The organism is Marinobacter sp. ATCH36 (genome assembly GCF_023555055.1).
Lineage (GTDB): Bacteria > Pseudomonadota > Gammaproteobacteria > Pseudomonadales > Oleiphilaceae > Marinobacter.
In genome coordinates, this window is sequence record NZ_JAMJPL010000003.1 from 140,466 (window position 1) to 154,852 (window position 14,387).

Here is a 14,387-nt window from a genome sequence, read left to right on the forward strand (position 1 = left end):
TGACACCTCCTGTCATCCTTATTTCCTGCTCATAGTCTCCAACATCCGATTGACCGCCTCCAGATGCTCTGGCTCGTTGTGGCACATGCCCTGGAAATTCGCACACACGTCCAGAAAGTCCTTCAGTTCCATGCGCGGTGCCATTTTCATCAGGCGTTTGGTTAGCCGTGTGGCTTTCGGGGGTTGGCTGGCGATTCGGTTTGCCATGGCATTTGCCGCGTCGAGCAGTTCATCGGCGGGTACCACTTCCAGAACAATGCCCAGCTCTCGGGCTTCTTCGGCGTCAATGATGCGGCCGGTGAGTGTCAGTTCAAAGGCGCGCTGATAGCCAATCAGGCGTTGCATGAACCAGGCGCCGCCGTCGCCGGGGATGATGCCCAGGTTGAGGAAGGTCTCGCCGAATTTTGCCTTTTCCGAAGCGATGCGGATGTCGGCCATGTTCGCCAAATCGAATCCCGCGCCGATGGCTGGGCCGTTCACAGCGGCGATAATCGGCACTTCAACGTCCTGCAGGGCCAGGGGGATTCGCTGGATGCCCTTGCGGTAGCGGTCTGCGCATTCAGCAACGTCACCGGCGAAATCTCCACTGCGGTTCGCCATTTCACGGATGTTGCCCCCGGCACTGAAGGCGGAACCGGCGCCGGTGATTACCAGTACCGATACCTCGTCACACTGGTTGACCCATTCTGCGGTGGTGACGATGTCCTCAATGAGGTGGGAGCCTGTAAGTGCGTTTCGAAGGTCGTGGCGGTTCAGGGTGAGAGTGGCTACCCGGTTTTCCAGCGTAAGCAGAGCATCAGTCAGTTGTGGGGCAGTGGTCATTGTTGTGGTTCCTTGTTTGCGGTCAGCTATTATTCTGGCGCGTCGGGTTTTCATCAATCAACTGCTATCCGCGCTTTGCGGTAGCGCTTTACCTCTATCCAGCCGTGGGCCGCCAGTGCCGAAAACACAATGACGCCGCCAATCAGGCTGAGGTTTGGCGGGACTTCATCGAGAAACAGCCACACCAGAAAGGATCCCAGCACCGTTTCCAGAAGCAGCATCAGGCTGACTTCCGCGGCGGGTATATAGCGCGGGCCTATCTGTATCAGAATACAGGCCATGGGCAGGAAAACCAGGCAGAGCAGGGCAATGAAAAAGCCGTCCCTCGCTGAAAGGAGTTCGGCGCCGCCCATCATGGCCGCCACGATTGCCAGCACCAGGGCACCAAACATTAGCATCACGCTCATATCGCAGTCCGGCCGTGAGCGGGCCACGTTGAGGTTGGAGGCCAGGGCCGTAGCAGCAACACCTGCCATCATCAGCCCCAGAGGGTCACCTTTGCCCCATTCGCCGATAGCCATGAAGGTTGCACCGGTAACGCACACCAGAATAACCACCCAGGTTCTCCAGGGCAGGGTTTCCTTCCAGATCAGCCAGGCAATCAGGGCGGCGATCACCGGCGCGGTGTTGAGAATCACCAGTACGTTGCCGGCAGCCGTGTTCTTCATGCCTACCACGAAGCCCAGGGTACTGATGGCAAATGCGCCCGCACAGAAAAGCCCTTTCCAGCCGCAGCGCCTGATCTCGTTGGTCAGGCGGGAGCGGTATCTCAGCCAGCTGATTAACAGGAAGCTGATGGCCAGCAGCAGGCCGCGCCAGAACAGGAATACTACAGGCTCCACCGATGTAATCTTGACCAGCAGTGCATCGGGGACAATAAACAGCACCCCCAGGGCGGCAATGGTCAGGCCTTTGATCCTCGTAGTCTGCAAACGGCTACTCCCCGGCGATCTGTTTGGCGGCGCAGGCCTTTTCCAGCCGTGCAATACAATTGCTGAAGGTGCGGCTGATGCGGGTCTGGTCCCGGATCATGGCAATCCGCGGCCAAGTGGCCTGCTCGCCAAGCCGGATAAACATTTCCAGGTCTTTACGGCTGGGGTTGGTGAGTACCTTGCGATACAGCAACGGGCGGAACGGGAACTGCACGTTGATATCCCCCAGGTAGGTTTGTGTTGCCATGGCATGGGCCTGCTCCAGCAAGGGCCGGAGTATCGTTGATGACCAGCTGTTTCGAGTGAGTTGCAGGGTTGTGGCCACCTGGGCGTGCATCAGTGAGGCCGCAGCCTGTTTTGCGGACGCGCCCGGGCCCCGCTCGTGATGATGGCTGATGAACGGCAGCACATGGGGGTTAGCCTGGCTGACGATAGTCCGGTTGACGTTATGCAGCCGGGCCATGCGCATCAGCGGCAGGTCTCCGTGTACGCTGCCGTCAATCCAGCGCTCGGTGGGCATGTAGGGTTTCCTGCCGGCTTTCCCCCTTTGGCTGTCCCGGGCCTGCAGCGTCACCGGTGGATAGATGCCGGGCACTGAACAGGAGGCCAGAATGGCGGAGTCCACCAGCACTTCTGGCGACGCCAGGCTGTTGAGCAGGCGCGGTTTCTGGCGGGTTCGGGTGGGCGATACCGAAATATTGAGCGTTCGCCCGCTATGCTCCGCTGCCTCGCGAAAGCTGGTGCTGCCTATATTGGTGTGGATGTGATGAAGCAACTGCGACTGGTCCATGGCGTGACGTTTACGCCATATCCGGCCGGGTTCGAGCCAGCGAAAAGCGTCCAGGTGAATCTCGCCGGGCTCGTTAAAAAAGCGCTCCAGCTCCTGATCATTCCGGGTACAAATGGCACCTGCCACGATCGCACCCATGCTGGAACCGGCAATCACGTCCGGCAACAGTCCCTGCTGCCAGAGCGCGCGGGTGACACCAATGTGATAAACCCCGAAAGCGGCGCCGCCGCTGAGCATCAGGGCAGGGCGACCGTAAACCCGCTCGGCGTCGCGGAACAGGCGGAGTTTTTGCTCGTTGGTAACCCCTGGCATTTCGTGGTCGCAGACGAAGTTCATCGACCGTTCCACTTCATCCAGAAATTCCGTGACCAGGTACTTGGTGCCGGTCCAGGCGACTGCGTAAAGGTCCGGATTGGCGATTTCACCCAGGTGGCGATAAAGGCTTTCCTGCAGCACACGGGTGAGGCCACGTGTATCACCTTTTTCACGGCAACGGCTCATGGCGTCAATGTGCTCGCGAATGAGCTTTTCATGAAGAAGCTCACAGCCGCTTTCCGACCGCCAGGCCAGCGTGCCTTCCAGGTCATCAATCTGTTCGGCAATGGCATACCATTGCCCGAAGGATGTGGCTTCGGCCTGTTGCTTCTCAAGTTTCCGACGTTGTTGCTTTAAATTTTTCATAGCGCACAGGATACATCACGAAGGCCGGATACTCCGACCAATGTCGCTTCGACTCTTTTGATAAGCTGCCAGATACTGCAATATGGTACAGGGCTTCTGCCATTACAGCGGAACAAAGGGGGGGTAGGATGAGTGACCAGAATGACGTGTTGGTAAAAAAATATTCAGAAAATGGCATCACCATGCTCACACTGAATCAGCCGGAACGCCGCAATAGTCTGTCTATTGCCATGTTGGAGGCGCTGTCCAGTGAGCTTGAGTCAGTCTCGGATGATCCGGAGACCCGCGTCGTGGTGTTGGCCGCTGCCGGGCAGGTGTTTTGCGCCGGGCACGATCTGCGCGAGGTGAGCAGCCAGTTCGACAGCCATGAGTTCCAGCTGAAACTGTTCAACCTGTGCAGCAAGGTGATGCAGCAGATTGTGAACCTACCCAAACCGGTGATTGCCCGTGTGGCGGGTGTTGCCACTGCAGCAGGTTGCCAGCTGGTGGCCAGTTGTGACCTGGCGGTTGCGGCAGATACCGCGCGGTTTGCCACACCGGGGGTGAATATCGGCCTGTTCTGCTCCACACCGATGGTGGCGTTGTCCCGCAACGTATCCCGCAAGCACGCCATGGAGATGCTGCTGACCGGCGAGATGGTCGGCGCCGGTAAGGCGGAGCAGATCGGGTTGGTGAACCAGGTGGTCGACGAACAGGTCCTGGATGAAACGGTTTACCGCCTCGCTGCCACCATAGCGGGTAAATCAGGCTACACCCTGAAAATTGGTAAGGAAGCGTTCTACAGGCAGCTGGAAATGGGACTGGCGGAGGCCTACGACTACACTTCGGTGGTTATGGCTGAAAACATGCAGGCTGCTGATGCGCAGGAGGGTATCTGTGCGTTCCTGGAGAAACGCAAGCCCGATTGGAAAGACGAATAGGCTTCTTTAGCGACAGTCTGAAGGTTCAAGCGAAAGCCGGTCTCCCACTTCAATGCCCCGGCTTTCAAAGTACCCCAGGTTCATTTCAAGAGCCAGATAGAAAGGTACCCCGGCCCGGTAAGTGGGGCAGTCTCTGCCCTGGCTTGACGGGCAGGGTGTCATCTGGCGTATGGCGCGGATAACACCCCGGCGGTCCATATAGGCAATATCCAGCGGAATCAGCGTGCGGTACATCCAGAAGCCATGGTCTGCCCGGCGCTCACCACTGTAGACGAAAAGCATTCCCGCATCTTCGGCAAGTATCTCTCTTTCCATCAAACCACGGCTGCGTTCGTCAGAACTTTTGGCGATTTCAACTGTGATCGGAACGGCCTGCTCCGCGGATATCAGGCAAGCCTGTTGGACCGGCAAAGACTTGTTGTCTGGCAGGGCGGCAAGGCAACCGGAGAACAGCAGGGCCATCAGTGCCAGCACGACCATCAGGCTATACTCCGGTGCGCTTTTGTTCATCAGGAACGTAACCGGTAGCCGGTTTTGAAAATCCACCACACGGCAACCATGCAGGCAGAGAGGAACATCACGGTCATGCCTACGCTGATGCCCACGTGTACATCTGAAACGCCGTAGAATGCCCAGCGGAAGCCGCTGATCAGATACACCACCGGGTTGAACAGGCTGACCGTCTGCCAGACTTCGGGCAGCATGTCGATGGAGTAGAAGGTGCCTCCCAGAAAGACCAGCGGGGTAACGATCATCAACGGGATAATCTGGAGTTTTTCAAAGCCGTCTGCCCAGATACCGATGATGAAGCCAAACAGGCTGAAGGTAATGGCGGTCAACACCAGGAAGGCGAACATCCAGAACGGATGCAGGACATCGTAATCCACAAATAGCCTGGCCGTTAGCAAAATGATAATTCCGAGTATTACCGACTTGGTGGCGGCAGCTCCGACATAGCCCAGCACTACCTCCACGTAGGAGACTGGCGCCGACAGCACCTCGTAGATAGTGCCGGAAAATTTTGGCATGTAGATGCCGAAAGACGCGTTGGAGATGCTCTGCATCAACAATGACAGCATCACCAGGCCGGGAATGATAAAGGCACCGTAACTGATGTTGTCGATATCGCCCATACGGCTGCCGATGGCAGAACCGAACACCACGAAATACAGGGAAGTTGAGATGACCGGCGCGGCCACGCTTTGCATCAACGTACGTCGCATGCGGGCCATTTCGAAATTGTAGATTGCACGGACACCGTACAGATTCATTGCATCACTCCCGCATTATTCATTGACCAGGCCTACAAAGATTTCTTCCAGGGAGCTCTCCCTGGTCTGGATGTCCCGGTATTCAATATCCAGATCGCCCAGGGTCCGCAGGAGTCTGGCTACTCCGGCCTGTTCCTGTTGTGAGTCGAAGGTGTAAATTAGCTCATAGCCGTCTTCTGACAACTCCACCGGCTCAAGGGCAAGTTGCCCCGGAATTGTCTCCAGAGGGCTCTGCAGATGAAGGCGAAGTTCTTTCTTGCCCAGTTTGCTCATCAGCCGGGACTTGTCTTCGACCAGAATGATCTCACCGTTTCGGATCACCCCGATCCGGTCAGCCATCTCCTCGGCTTCCTCGATGTAGTGGGTGGTGAGAATAATGGTGACGCCGTTTTCCCTGAGCTTGCGGACCATTTCCCACATATCGCGCCGCAGCTCCACATCCACCCCGGCGGTTGGTTCGTCCAGAAACAGAATTTGAGGTTCATGGGACAGAGCCTTGGCGATCATCAGGCGGCGCTTCATGCCCCCGGACAGAGACATGATACGGTTGTCTTTCTTGTCCCACAGTGACAGGTCTTTCAGAACCTTTTCGATATGCCCCGGTGCTGGCGGTTTGCCGAAAAGGCCACGGCTGAAGGAGACTGCTCCCCAAACGGTTTCAAAGGAGTCGGTGTGGAGTTCCTGGGGCACAAGGCCTATGCTTTCCCGAGCTTTGCGGTAATCCTTGACGATATCGTATCCAGCAGCTTTCACTTCCCCGCTGGAGATGTTCGCGATGCCGCAGATGATGCTGATCAGCGTCGTCTTACCGGCGCCGTTGGGGCCAAGGAGGGCAAATATCTCTCCACGCTTGATGTCGAGATTTATGTCATTAAGGGCCCTGAAACCGTCAGCGTAGACTTTGTTGAGGTGCTTTACGGAGATATCCGGTTGCACAGTCTTGTCCTGTTGGTGGTGAATAAAAGCGCGGTATTTTCTCATGACCGGTGATGATTTAGAAAGCTTTGCCTTGGCGGCAATTATCCCCATAATGCCTCATTAACCTTGGAGGTGTAGTTGTGTGGAAAGCACTTGTGGCTGTCATTGCCATCTCAGGCGTAACGGCCCTTGGCGTTTTCGGCCCGCGCTGGCTCATGTTGAATACCGATAACCAGTCTGTTCAGGGCGTGATTGAATGTGACGTGCTCAGTGATACGTGCCGATGGACACAACAGAGCAATCACTGGGATGCTGCACTGGTAAAAGTTGGCACGGGGACAGACGGTATCGAATACCGGCTGTCGGTAAAAACCAACAAGAATCAGCCAAGACTGCTGGCAGTGCTGCGTGGCGAGTCCATGTACCTGGGAGAATATCCGGTGCCGATGACCAGGGCAGGGGTGGCGCCGGACGGCAGCGGCCAGCTTTGGGAGGCCACGTTTACCGCACCTTTTTGTACGACTGATCCCGAAATGACCTGGAGAATCGACCTGCAAACGGGCATGGAAACAGAGCCCGACAGACCCGTGAAACTGATATTCCAGGCAGAGGGCCGAGCCTGACGTTAAGATGACAGCTCATCAGGATTGTGTAAAATCATCAGACTGTTTCACTTGCCCAGGGAAGCGCATATGGATTATGGCGATAGCGTACAAAAGGTCCTGCTGAGGAAAATCCAGAAAGCGGAACAGGATCTGCTGCAGTTAAAGCTGGATTATTGTCGCTTTATTTTCGGGTTGACTCACAGATCGACGGTTGAGTGTAACGGTAAGATCTATGCAGTTCGTTCCGTGGATGTCGACAGCATGGAGCGGCTTGAAGACGGCACCTTTTCCAGGCCGGCTATCACCGGAGTGCCGACTGACGCGCCGGACACCACCGAAGCAGAGGATCTTGGCACAGGCTGGAAACCCTAACAGGTCGGCATGGTTTGCAGCGCAAGCTTCCTGCGAATGAAACGGCCCAGTATATCGACACCAATGTTCAGGGAAGCGGTAATCAGGATAAGCAACATGGCCTTGTCGAACTGGATATTCTGAATAGCGCTGTCGACATAGAAGCCGAGGGTATAGATACCGAGAATACCCAGAATGGCCGTCTCCCGCATGATGATTTCCCACCGATAGAACAGGAAAGCAAGAAACGACCGGTAGACACGGGGCACCAGCTCGTAGGTATACCGGTTGAGGCCGGTTGGCGCGTCTGGCCGTAGCGCGATAGAGCTGGACTGGCGGCCAATCAGGTGGCCGATGATGCCACCATTATGCAACGCAAGCGCCACAACGGCAGGCAGCATTGAAGGCCCCCATAGCTGCAGCAGGATATAGGCCAGGATGTATTCCGGCGTTGAACGCAGGATCACCAGAAAAACATGGCCGCTTGTGCGCCGAATCGGCCCGCCAAAGTGTGTGGAAATCAGGGGAAAAGCCAGCAGGGCAATGAGGCCCGTGGCAACCAGAGCGATCTGGGTGAGTATCACTGTATTCCAGATGCCCGGAAGGGCCTGATTAACAAATACATCGCCAAGCCAGGTGCCCATGCCGGCCCAGCCCTCCTCGTTTTTCAGGGGCGAGGGCACGATATCCTCAGTGAAGAACCGGGTAACGTTGCCCCAGACAATGGGCATTCCGTCACCCAGGAAGAAAGGCGCCCCCAGAATATAGACCGGCAACAGCTTGGGTTTGACCCACAGCGGCAGCGTGGCAATCAGCACATAAAACAGGATCAGCATGGCGCCGGCGTCGGAATAATGCCCCTGGGAGAAGGCAGATTCCAGATAGAACCCCAGTGTCGGCAACCCCACGAAGCCGAGAATGGCGCTGGACCTGAGGCCGCACTCCAGGCGATAGGCCGTATAGGTGCGTATCTGAACCCAGCAATCCGGAATACGAGCGTACAGGAACGCTGAGATCACACCGGTCCCCGGCGGTAGCAGACGACCTGGTTCGGGGTCTGCCTCTTCCAGGATCTCGGAGTAGACCTTGGCAAAAATGCCAGAGTAGGGAATGGCAATTGCCAGCACGCCGGTCAGCGGGTGGAAACCAAAGAACTGCAGGAAGATCAGTGCCCAGAAAAGTTCATGGATGGCCCGTATGAAGGCACAGAAAATCCGAACCGGATAGGCACGGTAAACCAGTGCCAGCAGAAACCCGCACACACTGCCCAGAGCCACACCCACGAAAGCGAACGCCACGGTGCGGAGCAGGGCAGTGGCCAGCCCCTGCGTACTGAAGAAATCCGGGGTGACCACGCCGAGGAAAAATCGCCCGAGGTCTTTCCAGGGATTGGCTGCTGTTATGGCTATATCCGCAAACAACAGCCCGACCAACGCAATGGCGGTGAAAATCAGGCTGGTTCTAACGGTCGGGTAGGACAACATAGAGTCAGGGTCTGGGTCAGTAAAGCGGCATTATATCTGCCGGGGTCAGCTTTTCGCTGGGCTCATCCAGAGCAACTTGTCCGTCCTGGATACCAACAATCCGTGTGCAATACTCCAGTGCCAGTTCCACATCGTGAAGTGCAATGACACTGGTCTGGAAACGCTCCTTCAGGAGCCGCATGATTTGATGGGCCATGGGGCCGTCAAGCGCCGATACCGGCTCATCGGCAAGCAGAAGACCGGACTTTCTGTAAAGAGCCCGGGCAATGGCAACACGCTGTCGCTGCCCGCCAGATAGCGAGGCCGCGGGAATCCATACCTTTTCCGGCATGGCCAGTTCGGACAACAGGTCTTTAACCTCGCGGTTGTCCTTTGCAAACGGACGCATCAGCGTCAGTACGTTGTACCAGGTGGGATGGGCATCCAGGCGGCCCATGTACACGTTATGGAAAACCGGCAACGCGTTGACCAGGCCAAGATCCTGAGGGACCAGCGACGCGAGGGATTCGACCTCCTGGTACACAAGCCGGATCAACGTGGATTTCCCGGCACCGCTGCGGCCCACCAAGGCAACCTTTTCACCGGCTTTTACGCTCAGTGAGAGCGGGCCGATAACCCGCTCCCCACCGAACGATGCCGACAGACCCGTCAGATCAAATCCTGACATCAATCGATGATTCCGATCTGCTTGCCAACAACCCTGATCGGATCGTAGGCGTCGTTCGAGACCGGGATAAAGCCACTGCGGGGAAAACTCTCCAGAAGGGCGGGATCGTCCATCGCCAGCAGCGCTTCCTGAACACGCTGTGAGAATCCTTCACCGAATCGTTCGTTAACGTCGCCGCGGATGGTCCATTGGTAGTTGGGATAGGAAGGCGTTGTCCAGATGACTTTTACGGCATCCGTATCAATATTGTTGTTTTCCATTTCCTTGTCCCAGACCGAGAAGTTGATTGCACCAACGTCATAGGTGCCGGCCTCAACAAGGCGAAGCGTGCGGGTATGGTTGCCGCTGAAGCCAACGCGGGCAAACACATCTTCAGGGCTCTCTCCGAATGCTTCCCGAATGTAGTATTCCGGAATCAGGCGGCCGGATGTGGAGCCCTTGGAGCCGAAGGTGAAGGTCTTGTCGCGAAGCTCGTCCGACAGGTTTTCCATTTCATCAAGGCCGGTGCTTTTATGGGCAATGATGTGAGAATAGAATGCCGTGTCCTCAACACCCTGGGCGATCGCTTCCGAACCAGGGACCAGCTCACGGGCCTGGACGCCTGACAATCCGCCGAACCAGGCCAGTTGCACCTGATTGTTCCGGAACGCAGAAATAGCCGCTGCGTAGGATTTTACAGGGATGTAGCGAACGTCTACATCGAGCTCGCCAGACAGGTAGTCGGCAATACCCTTGAAGCGTTCCACCAACTTGGTCTCGTCCTCATCCGGTATGGCGGTGAATACGAGGGTTTGGGCCGAAGCCGTGGCGGAAGCAATAAACACCAGTAAGCTGGCTGCAGCCAATTTCCGTATCAGATTCAGTAGCATTGCAATTTCCTTGTGTTTGTTTGTGGATCAAGCGGGTCAGGATAACGCGATTTACCTGAACTCTGAACAGCTATACGATTCAGTCGACTAAACAGGTTATGCATATCCATCAAAAACCAGAAAAATTTTCCGGAGCCATGCATTCATGAACATCACGATAATCACGCCTGCACCGCCCGGTTCCAGGGCAGGCAATCGGGCGACGGCAGAGCGCTGGAAGCAGTTGCTTGAAGCTGCCGGGCACCGCACGAACCTGGTTACGGAGTACCATGGAGAACCCTGCGACCTGTTTATCGCGCTGCACGCGTGGAGAAGCCATGAGCCCGTTGTGCGCTTCCGGAAACAGCATCCGGACACCCCGCTCATTGTTGTGCTCACTGGCACCGATATATACGACCATCAACACCGTTTTCCCGCAGTTACCCATGAGTCGATGACGCTCGCTGACTGCCTGGTTGGTCTTCATCACAGGGTCAGCCTGGACATTCCTGAACGTTTTACCAGTAAATTGATGACGGTGTTCCAGTCCGCGGACAAGCCTGCGAAAGCGGCAGACCCGAAAAAGGGCTTTGATATTTGTGTTATCGGGCACCTCCGCGACGAGAAAGACCCACTTCGTGCAGCTCTTGCGGCCAGACAATTGCCCGGGACCTCCATCATTCATGTGATCAACGCCGGCAAAGCTCACACTCCGGAATGGGAACACAAAGCCCGGACTGAACAGCAGGCAAATCCGCGCTTTGAATGGCTCGGGGAAATAGACAAGCCCGCTATCCATCAGCTGATGAAACGCTGTCGAGCGATGGTGATCAGCTCGGTGATGGAGGGTGGTGCCAATGTTGTCTCTGAGGCCTGCCGCGCGGGTCTTCCAGTTATCGCTTCAGACATCTCCGGCAATATTGGCCTTCTGGGCGATGATTATCCGGGCTACTTCCCCGTGGGTGATGACACAGAACTTGCCATATTGTTACAGCGAGCGGAACAATCCCCCGATTTTCTGGGGGTTCTGGAAAGTCGCGTGAATCATCTGGCCAGCCGCTTCACCCCGCAATCGGAGCAGGCTTCAATACTGGCAGCCATTGAAAGGGCAGTGGCCGGACGCGCCGGTCTCAATCCCTGAGGGTGATCGGTTCTATCGGCCCGCTTTCGTCCTGTGGCAACACCCTGCCAATAATTGCTGTATGGGGATACCCCAACGCCTTGAGCTCGCTGACGCAGGCTTCGGCCTGATCGGCCGGTACACTGGCCAGTAAACCGCCTGCAGTCTGGGGGTCAAAGATCAGCGGATAGCGGGGGTGGCTGACCCATTTCTCCTGGTCCCGGATGCCGCGCCTCAAGCGGATATTGGCGGGCTGCAGGGAGCTGAGAATACCGGCCGCCGCGGTTTCCTCTGCGCCGGGCAGGATTGGAATGGCTCCAAGATCCAGCTCTGCGTCCACACCGGATGGCCGCGTCATTTCCACCAGATGCCCGAGCAGGCCAAAACCGGTGACATCGGTACAGGCTTTCGAACCATGCCGGCGAAGGCATTGGGCGGCATCTTTATTGGACTGCACCATGGATGCCAGCGCTGCATCAATCCAGCGACCCTTGGCTTCCAGCTTTGCGTGGGCGGCAAACAGAGTTCCGGTACCGATGGGCTTGGTCAGGATGAGCACATCGCCGGCTCGCAGGCCGCCTTTGCTCATAACTTCTTCCGGATCGATCAGGCCATTCACCGCAAAGCCCAGTGCCAGTTCACGGCCTTCGCCGGTATGGCCACCCACCAGTGCACAACCAGCTTCGTTCAGTACTTCCACGGCGCCCGACATCATCTGGTAAACGACATCCTCCACCTTGGACTCGATACCATAGGGAACGGTTGCGACGGCGGTAGCACTCTGGGCTTCAGCGCCCATGGCGAATACATCGCCCAGTGCGTGGTTAGCGGCAACACGGCCAAACACGTAGGGGTCGTCAATAAACGCCCGGAAGAAGTCGACGGTATGCACCACCGCTTTACCGGGAGGCACGGTCAATACCGCGGCGTCGTCTGGTGCGTGCAAGCCAATCAGAATGTCGTCCCGCTCAATGGGGCGCAGCTCACCCAGCGCCCTGGATAGCACTGTGCTGCCCACTTTTGCGCCACAGCCACCACAACGCATGGCCACGGCGGATATGGCCTGGGACGCTTCCTCGGCGTTCTGCGCGGCGCCAGTGTCGGGCAGGGCAGAGTTTTCTTCCATCGCCGGAAGATCGTTGAACTTCGCCATGAAGCGCTTATCAATATGGTTTTTCCAGCGCCAGACCCACTTACCGGCAAAGGACATGTCTCCACGGGACGCCACGGCGAATTTGTCGCCGGTGCTGATCAGGGCCAGCCACTTTTTCTGGGGAGTGAAGGGCTTTGTTGGTTTGCCCAGGGCATGACGCTTCAGATTATCCGCCAACGGCGGCCCCTGGCGCACTGCAAATACTCCGGCTTTCTCGCGCGGGTGATTGACCACATTGGCAATGTCGCCGGCTGCGAAAATGTCATCGTCGGATTCGGCCTGCAAGGTATCCTTCACCCGGATAAACCCGCCGTCATCCAGCGCCAGGCCGGTCTCCCTGAGCCATTCCGGTCCGCCGGCCCGGGTAACCCAGAGTATTTCGTCCACAGAGAAGGTCTCGCCGCCTTCGGTCATCAGGTGGTTAGCGTCAACCTTAGACACCGGTGAGCCCAGATGTACCTTCACGCCACGACTTGCGAGCTTTTCCTCGAATACCGCACGGACTTTGGCATTGTGGGTTGGCAGGATCTGGCTCTCTGCGTCGAACAAATGAAAATGTAACTGGTCCGGGTCATGGCCGCGCTTTGCAAGCTCATTTCTGAGCCGGAACTGCATGGCAAGGGTGAGCTCAACGCCACCGGCGCCGGCACCGACTACCGCGACCGTCATCGGGCCTTCGTGATTTTCCAGCCTGGATAGCAGGGACAACCAGCGATTATTGAAGCCGTTGATGGGCTTCACCGGTACGGCATGTTCAGTGGCACCATTTACGTCGCCAACCCTGGGGGAAGAGCCAATATTCACGGAGAGAATATCGTAGGGAACATCCGGCCGGGACCTGCACACCACCTTTTTTCGGGCACGATCAATTCCAGAAACTTCGTCCCGATAAAAGCGTGCGCCTGCAAATTCGGCCAGTTTGCTCAAATCAATGTGGACGTCGTCATAGGAATAGTGCCCGGCTACGTAGCCAGGCAACATGCCGGAGTAGGGTGTATGGGTGTCCCTGCAAATGAGAGTGAGGCGAACACCCGGTACAGGGTTCATGGCAAAACGCCTGAGAACCCCTACGTGGCTGTGCCCGCCGCCAACCAGGACAATGTCCCGTAAAACAGGCTGCTCAGATTGTTGCATCAAATAACTTTCTTGGCTTCATCGCTGAAGGTACTGAAGCCCTTCACTTTGGAAAATGCCTGCAGTTTTTCCTGATCGTCTGCAGACGGGTTGGCGATCTGGTCAACCGAGGTAATGCCCGCCTCTTTCAGTTTGCGGGCAGTGGCCGGTCCGATGCCCTTGACCTGTGTCAGATCGCTTTTATCTTTGGGCTTTGGTGCGGCAGGCTTTCTGGGGGCCGCCGCTTTTTTGGGAGCAGCCTTCTTGGAAGCCGTTTTTGCGGCAGCAGCCGGGCCTTTGCTCGTGGTGGCTGCCTTGGGCTTGGCGGCCTTTTTCGCTTTAGCTGGCTTTTTGGCAGCGGGCTTTTTCGCCGTTGGTTTAATGCCCGCGGCTTTCTTGGCGTCGGCCTTGGCTTGCTTGCTGGAAATGCCAAGGCGATCCAGAATGTTGTTCTGCAATTCGTGAAACTCTCCCAGACGACGCTCATATTCTTCGCTGAAGCGCTTCATTTCACGATCACGAAGTTCATCGAGTTCTTTGAGCAGTTTGCGAACCGGTTCCTGGACCTGGTTCTGAACGCCATCGAACTGTTTGATGGCATCATCGATCAGCTTTTCAATTCGCGACGATGTCTTGTCAAATTCCTTGTTCACTTTCTTTACCACTTTATCGACATTTTGGTTTTTGGCTTTCTTGGCCATCAGGATTGTCT

Annotated in this window: 15 protein-coding genes; 4 read left to right on the top strand and 11 right to left on the bottom strand. The window is 56.6% G+C overall.

The window, feature by feature from the left end:
- Positions 1-18: 18 nt before the first annotated feature.
- From M8010_RS11560 to M8010_RS11570, 3 genes are read right to left on the bottom strand one after another with little or no spacing between them, the layout of a single operon-like run.
- Positions 19-822: an enoyl-CoA hydratase-related protein gene (locus tag M8010_RS11560; RefSeq protein ID WP_250091378.1), complete on the bottom strand. Its 804-nt coding sequence runs from the start codon at positions 820-822 to the stop codon at positions 19-21.
- A gap of 53 nt (positions 823-875) precedes the next feature.
- Entirely contained in the window at positions 876-1,754 is an 879-nt protein-coding gene (locus M8010_RS11565; protein WP_250091380.1) for a DMT family transporter, read from the bottom strand.
- A 4-nt stretch (positions 1,755-1,758) separates the two neighbouring features.
- On the bottom strand, positions 1,759-3,225 hold the full coding sequence (locus tag M8010_RS11570; RefSeq protein WP_284048084.1) for a patatin-like phospholipase family protein: 1,467 nt from the start codon (positions 3,223-3,225) through the stop codon (positions 1,759-1,761).
- Positions 3,226-3,353: 128 nt separating this feature from the next.
- Here M8010_RS11570 and M8010_RS11580 point away from each other — a divergent pair, with 128 nt between their 5' ends.
- Entirely contained in the window at positions 3,354-4,145 is a 792-nt protein-coding gene (locus M8010_RS11580) for an enoyl-CoA hydratase (protein WP_250091381.1), read from the top strand.
- Positions 4,146-4,151: 6 nt separating this feature from the next.
- Here the strand turns inward: M8010_RS11580 and M8010_RS11585 are convergent, their stop codons facing one another.
- From M8010_RS11585 to M8010_RS11595, 3 genes are read right to left on the bottom strand one after another with little or no spacing between them, the layout of a single operon-like run.
- On the bottom strand, positions 4,152-4,655 hold the full coding sequence (locus M8010_RS11585) for a DUF192 domain-containing protein (protein WP_250091383.1): 504 nt from the start codon (positions 4,653-4,655) through the stop codon (positions 4,152-4,154).
- Positions 4,655-5,416: an ABC transporter permease gene (locus M8010_RS11590; protein ID WP_250091385.1), complete on the bottom strand. Its 762-nt coding sequence runs from the start codon at positions 5,414-5,416 to the stop codon at positions 4,655-4,657. Before M8010_RS11590 ends, M8010_RS11585 begins: the two co-directional genes overlap by 1 nt.
- 15 nt (positions 5,417-5,431) lie before the next feature.
- Positions 5,432-6,352 (bottom strand): ABC transporter ATP-binding protein, encoded by a 921-nt coding sequence (locus M8010_RS11595; RefSeq protein ID WP_250091387.1) that lies wholly within the window; start codon positions 6,350-6,352, stop codon positions 5,432-5,434.
- 122 nt (positions 6,353-6,474) lie between these two features.
- On the opposite strand from M8010_RS11595, the gene M8010_RS11600 reads away from it, so the two are divergent.
- Positions 6,475-6,957: a hypothetical protein gene (locus tag M8010_RS11600; RefSeq protein WP_250091388.1), complete on the top strand. Its 483-nt coding sequence runs from the start codon at positions 6,475-6,477 to the stop codon at positions 6,955-6,957.
- Positions 6,958-7,026: 69 nt separating this feature from the next.
- Positions 7,027-7,311, top strand: coding sequence for a hypothetical protein (locus M8010_RS11605; protein WP_250091391.1), 285 nt, complete (start codon positions 7,027-7,029; stop codon positions 7,309-7,311).
- On the opposite strand, the gene M8010_RS11610 is transcribed toward M8010_RS11605, so the two are convergent.
- Genes M8010_RS11610 through M8010_RS11620 form a run of 3 tightly spaced genes read right to left on the bottom strand, consistent with a single transcriptional unit; the run spans position 7,308 to position 10,310 of the window.
- Positions 7,308-8,774 carry a PhnE/PtxC family ABC transporter permease gene (locus tag M8010_RS11610; protein WP_250091392.1) on the bottom strand — a complete coding sequence of 489 codons (1,467 nt, stop codon included), beginning with the start codon at positions 8,772-8,774 and terminating at the stop codon, positions 7,308-7,310. The two genes, M8010_RS11605 and M8010_RS11610, sit on opposite strands and share 4 nt — an antisense overlap.
- Positions 8,775-8,790: 16 nt before the next feature.
- Positions 8,791-9,441: a phosphonate ABC transporter ATP-binding protein gene (locus M8010_RS11615; RefSeq protein WP_250091394.1), complete on the bottom strand. Its 651-nt coding sequence runs from the start codon at positions 9,439-9,441 to the stop codon at positions 8,791-8,793.
- A complete protein-coding gene (locus M8010_RS11620; protein ID WP_250091395.1) occupies positions 9,441-10,310 on the bottom strand; it encodes a putative selenate ABC transporter substrate-binding protein in 870 nt (289 codons plus the stop codon). Before M8010_RS11620 ends, M8010_RS11615 begins: the two co-directional genes overlap by 1 nt.
- A 145-nt stretch (positions 10,311-10,455) precedes the next feature.
- On the opposite strand from M8010_RS11620, the gene senB reads away from it, so the two are divergent.
- Positions 10,456-11,430 carry a selenoneine biosynthesis selenosugar synthase SenB gene (senB, locus tag M8010_RS11625; protein WP_250091396.1) on the top strand — a complete coding sequence of 325 codons (975 nt, stop codon included), beginning with the start codon at positions 10,456-10,458 and terminating at the stop codon, positions 11,428-11,430.
- Here senB and selD read toward each other — a convergent pair.
- Together selD and M8010_RS11635 are read right to left on the bottom strand one after the other, a co-directional pair.
- The gene (gene selD, locus M8010_RS11630; RefSeq protein WP_250091398.1) at positions 11,420-13,696 is read right to left on the bottom strand and encodes a selenide, water dikinase SelD; all 2,277 of its coding nucleotides are present in this window, start codon (positions 13,694-13,696) and stop codon (positions 11,420-11,422) included. The genes senB and selD overlap by 11 nt on opposite strands.
- The gene (locus M8010_RS11635; RefSeq protein WP_250091399.1) at positions 13,696-14,376 is read right to left on the bottom strand and encodes a helix-hairpin-helix domain-containing protein; all 681 of its coding nucleotides are present in this window, start codon (positions 14,374-14,376) and stop codon (positions 13,696-13,698) included. Before M8010_RS11635 ends, selD begins: the two co-directional genes overlap by 1 nt.
- Positions 14,377-14,387 lie beyond the last annotated feature (11 nt).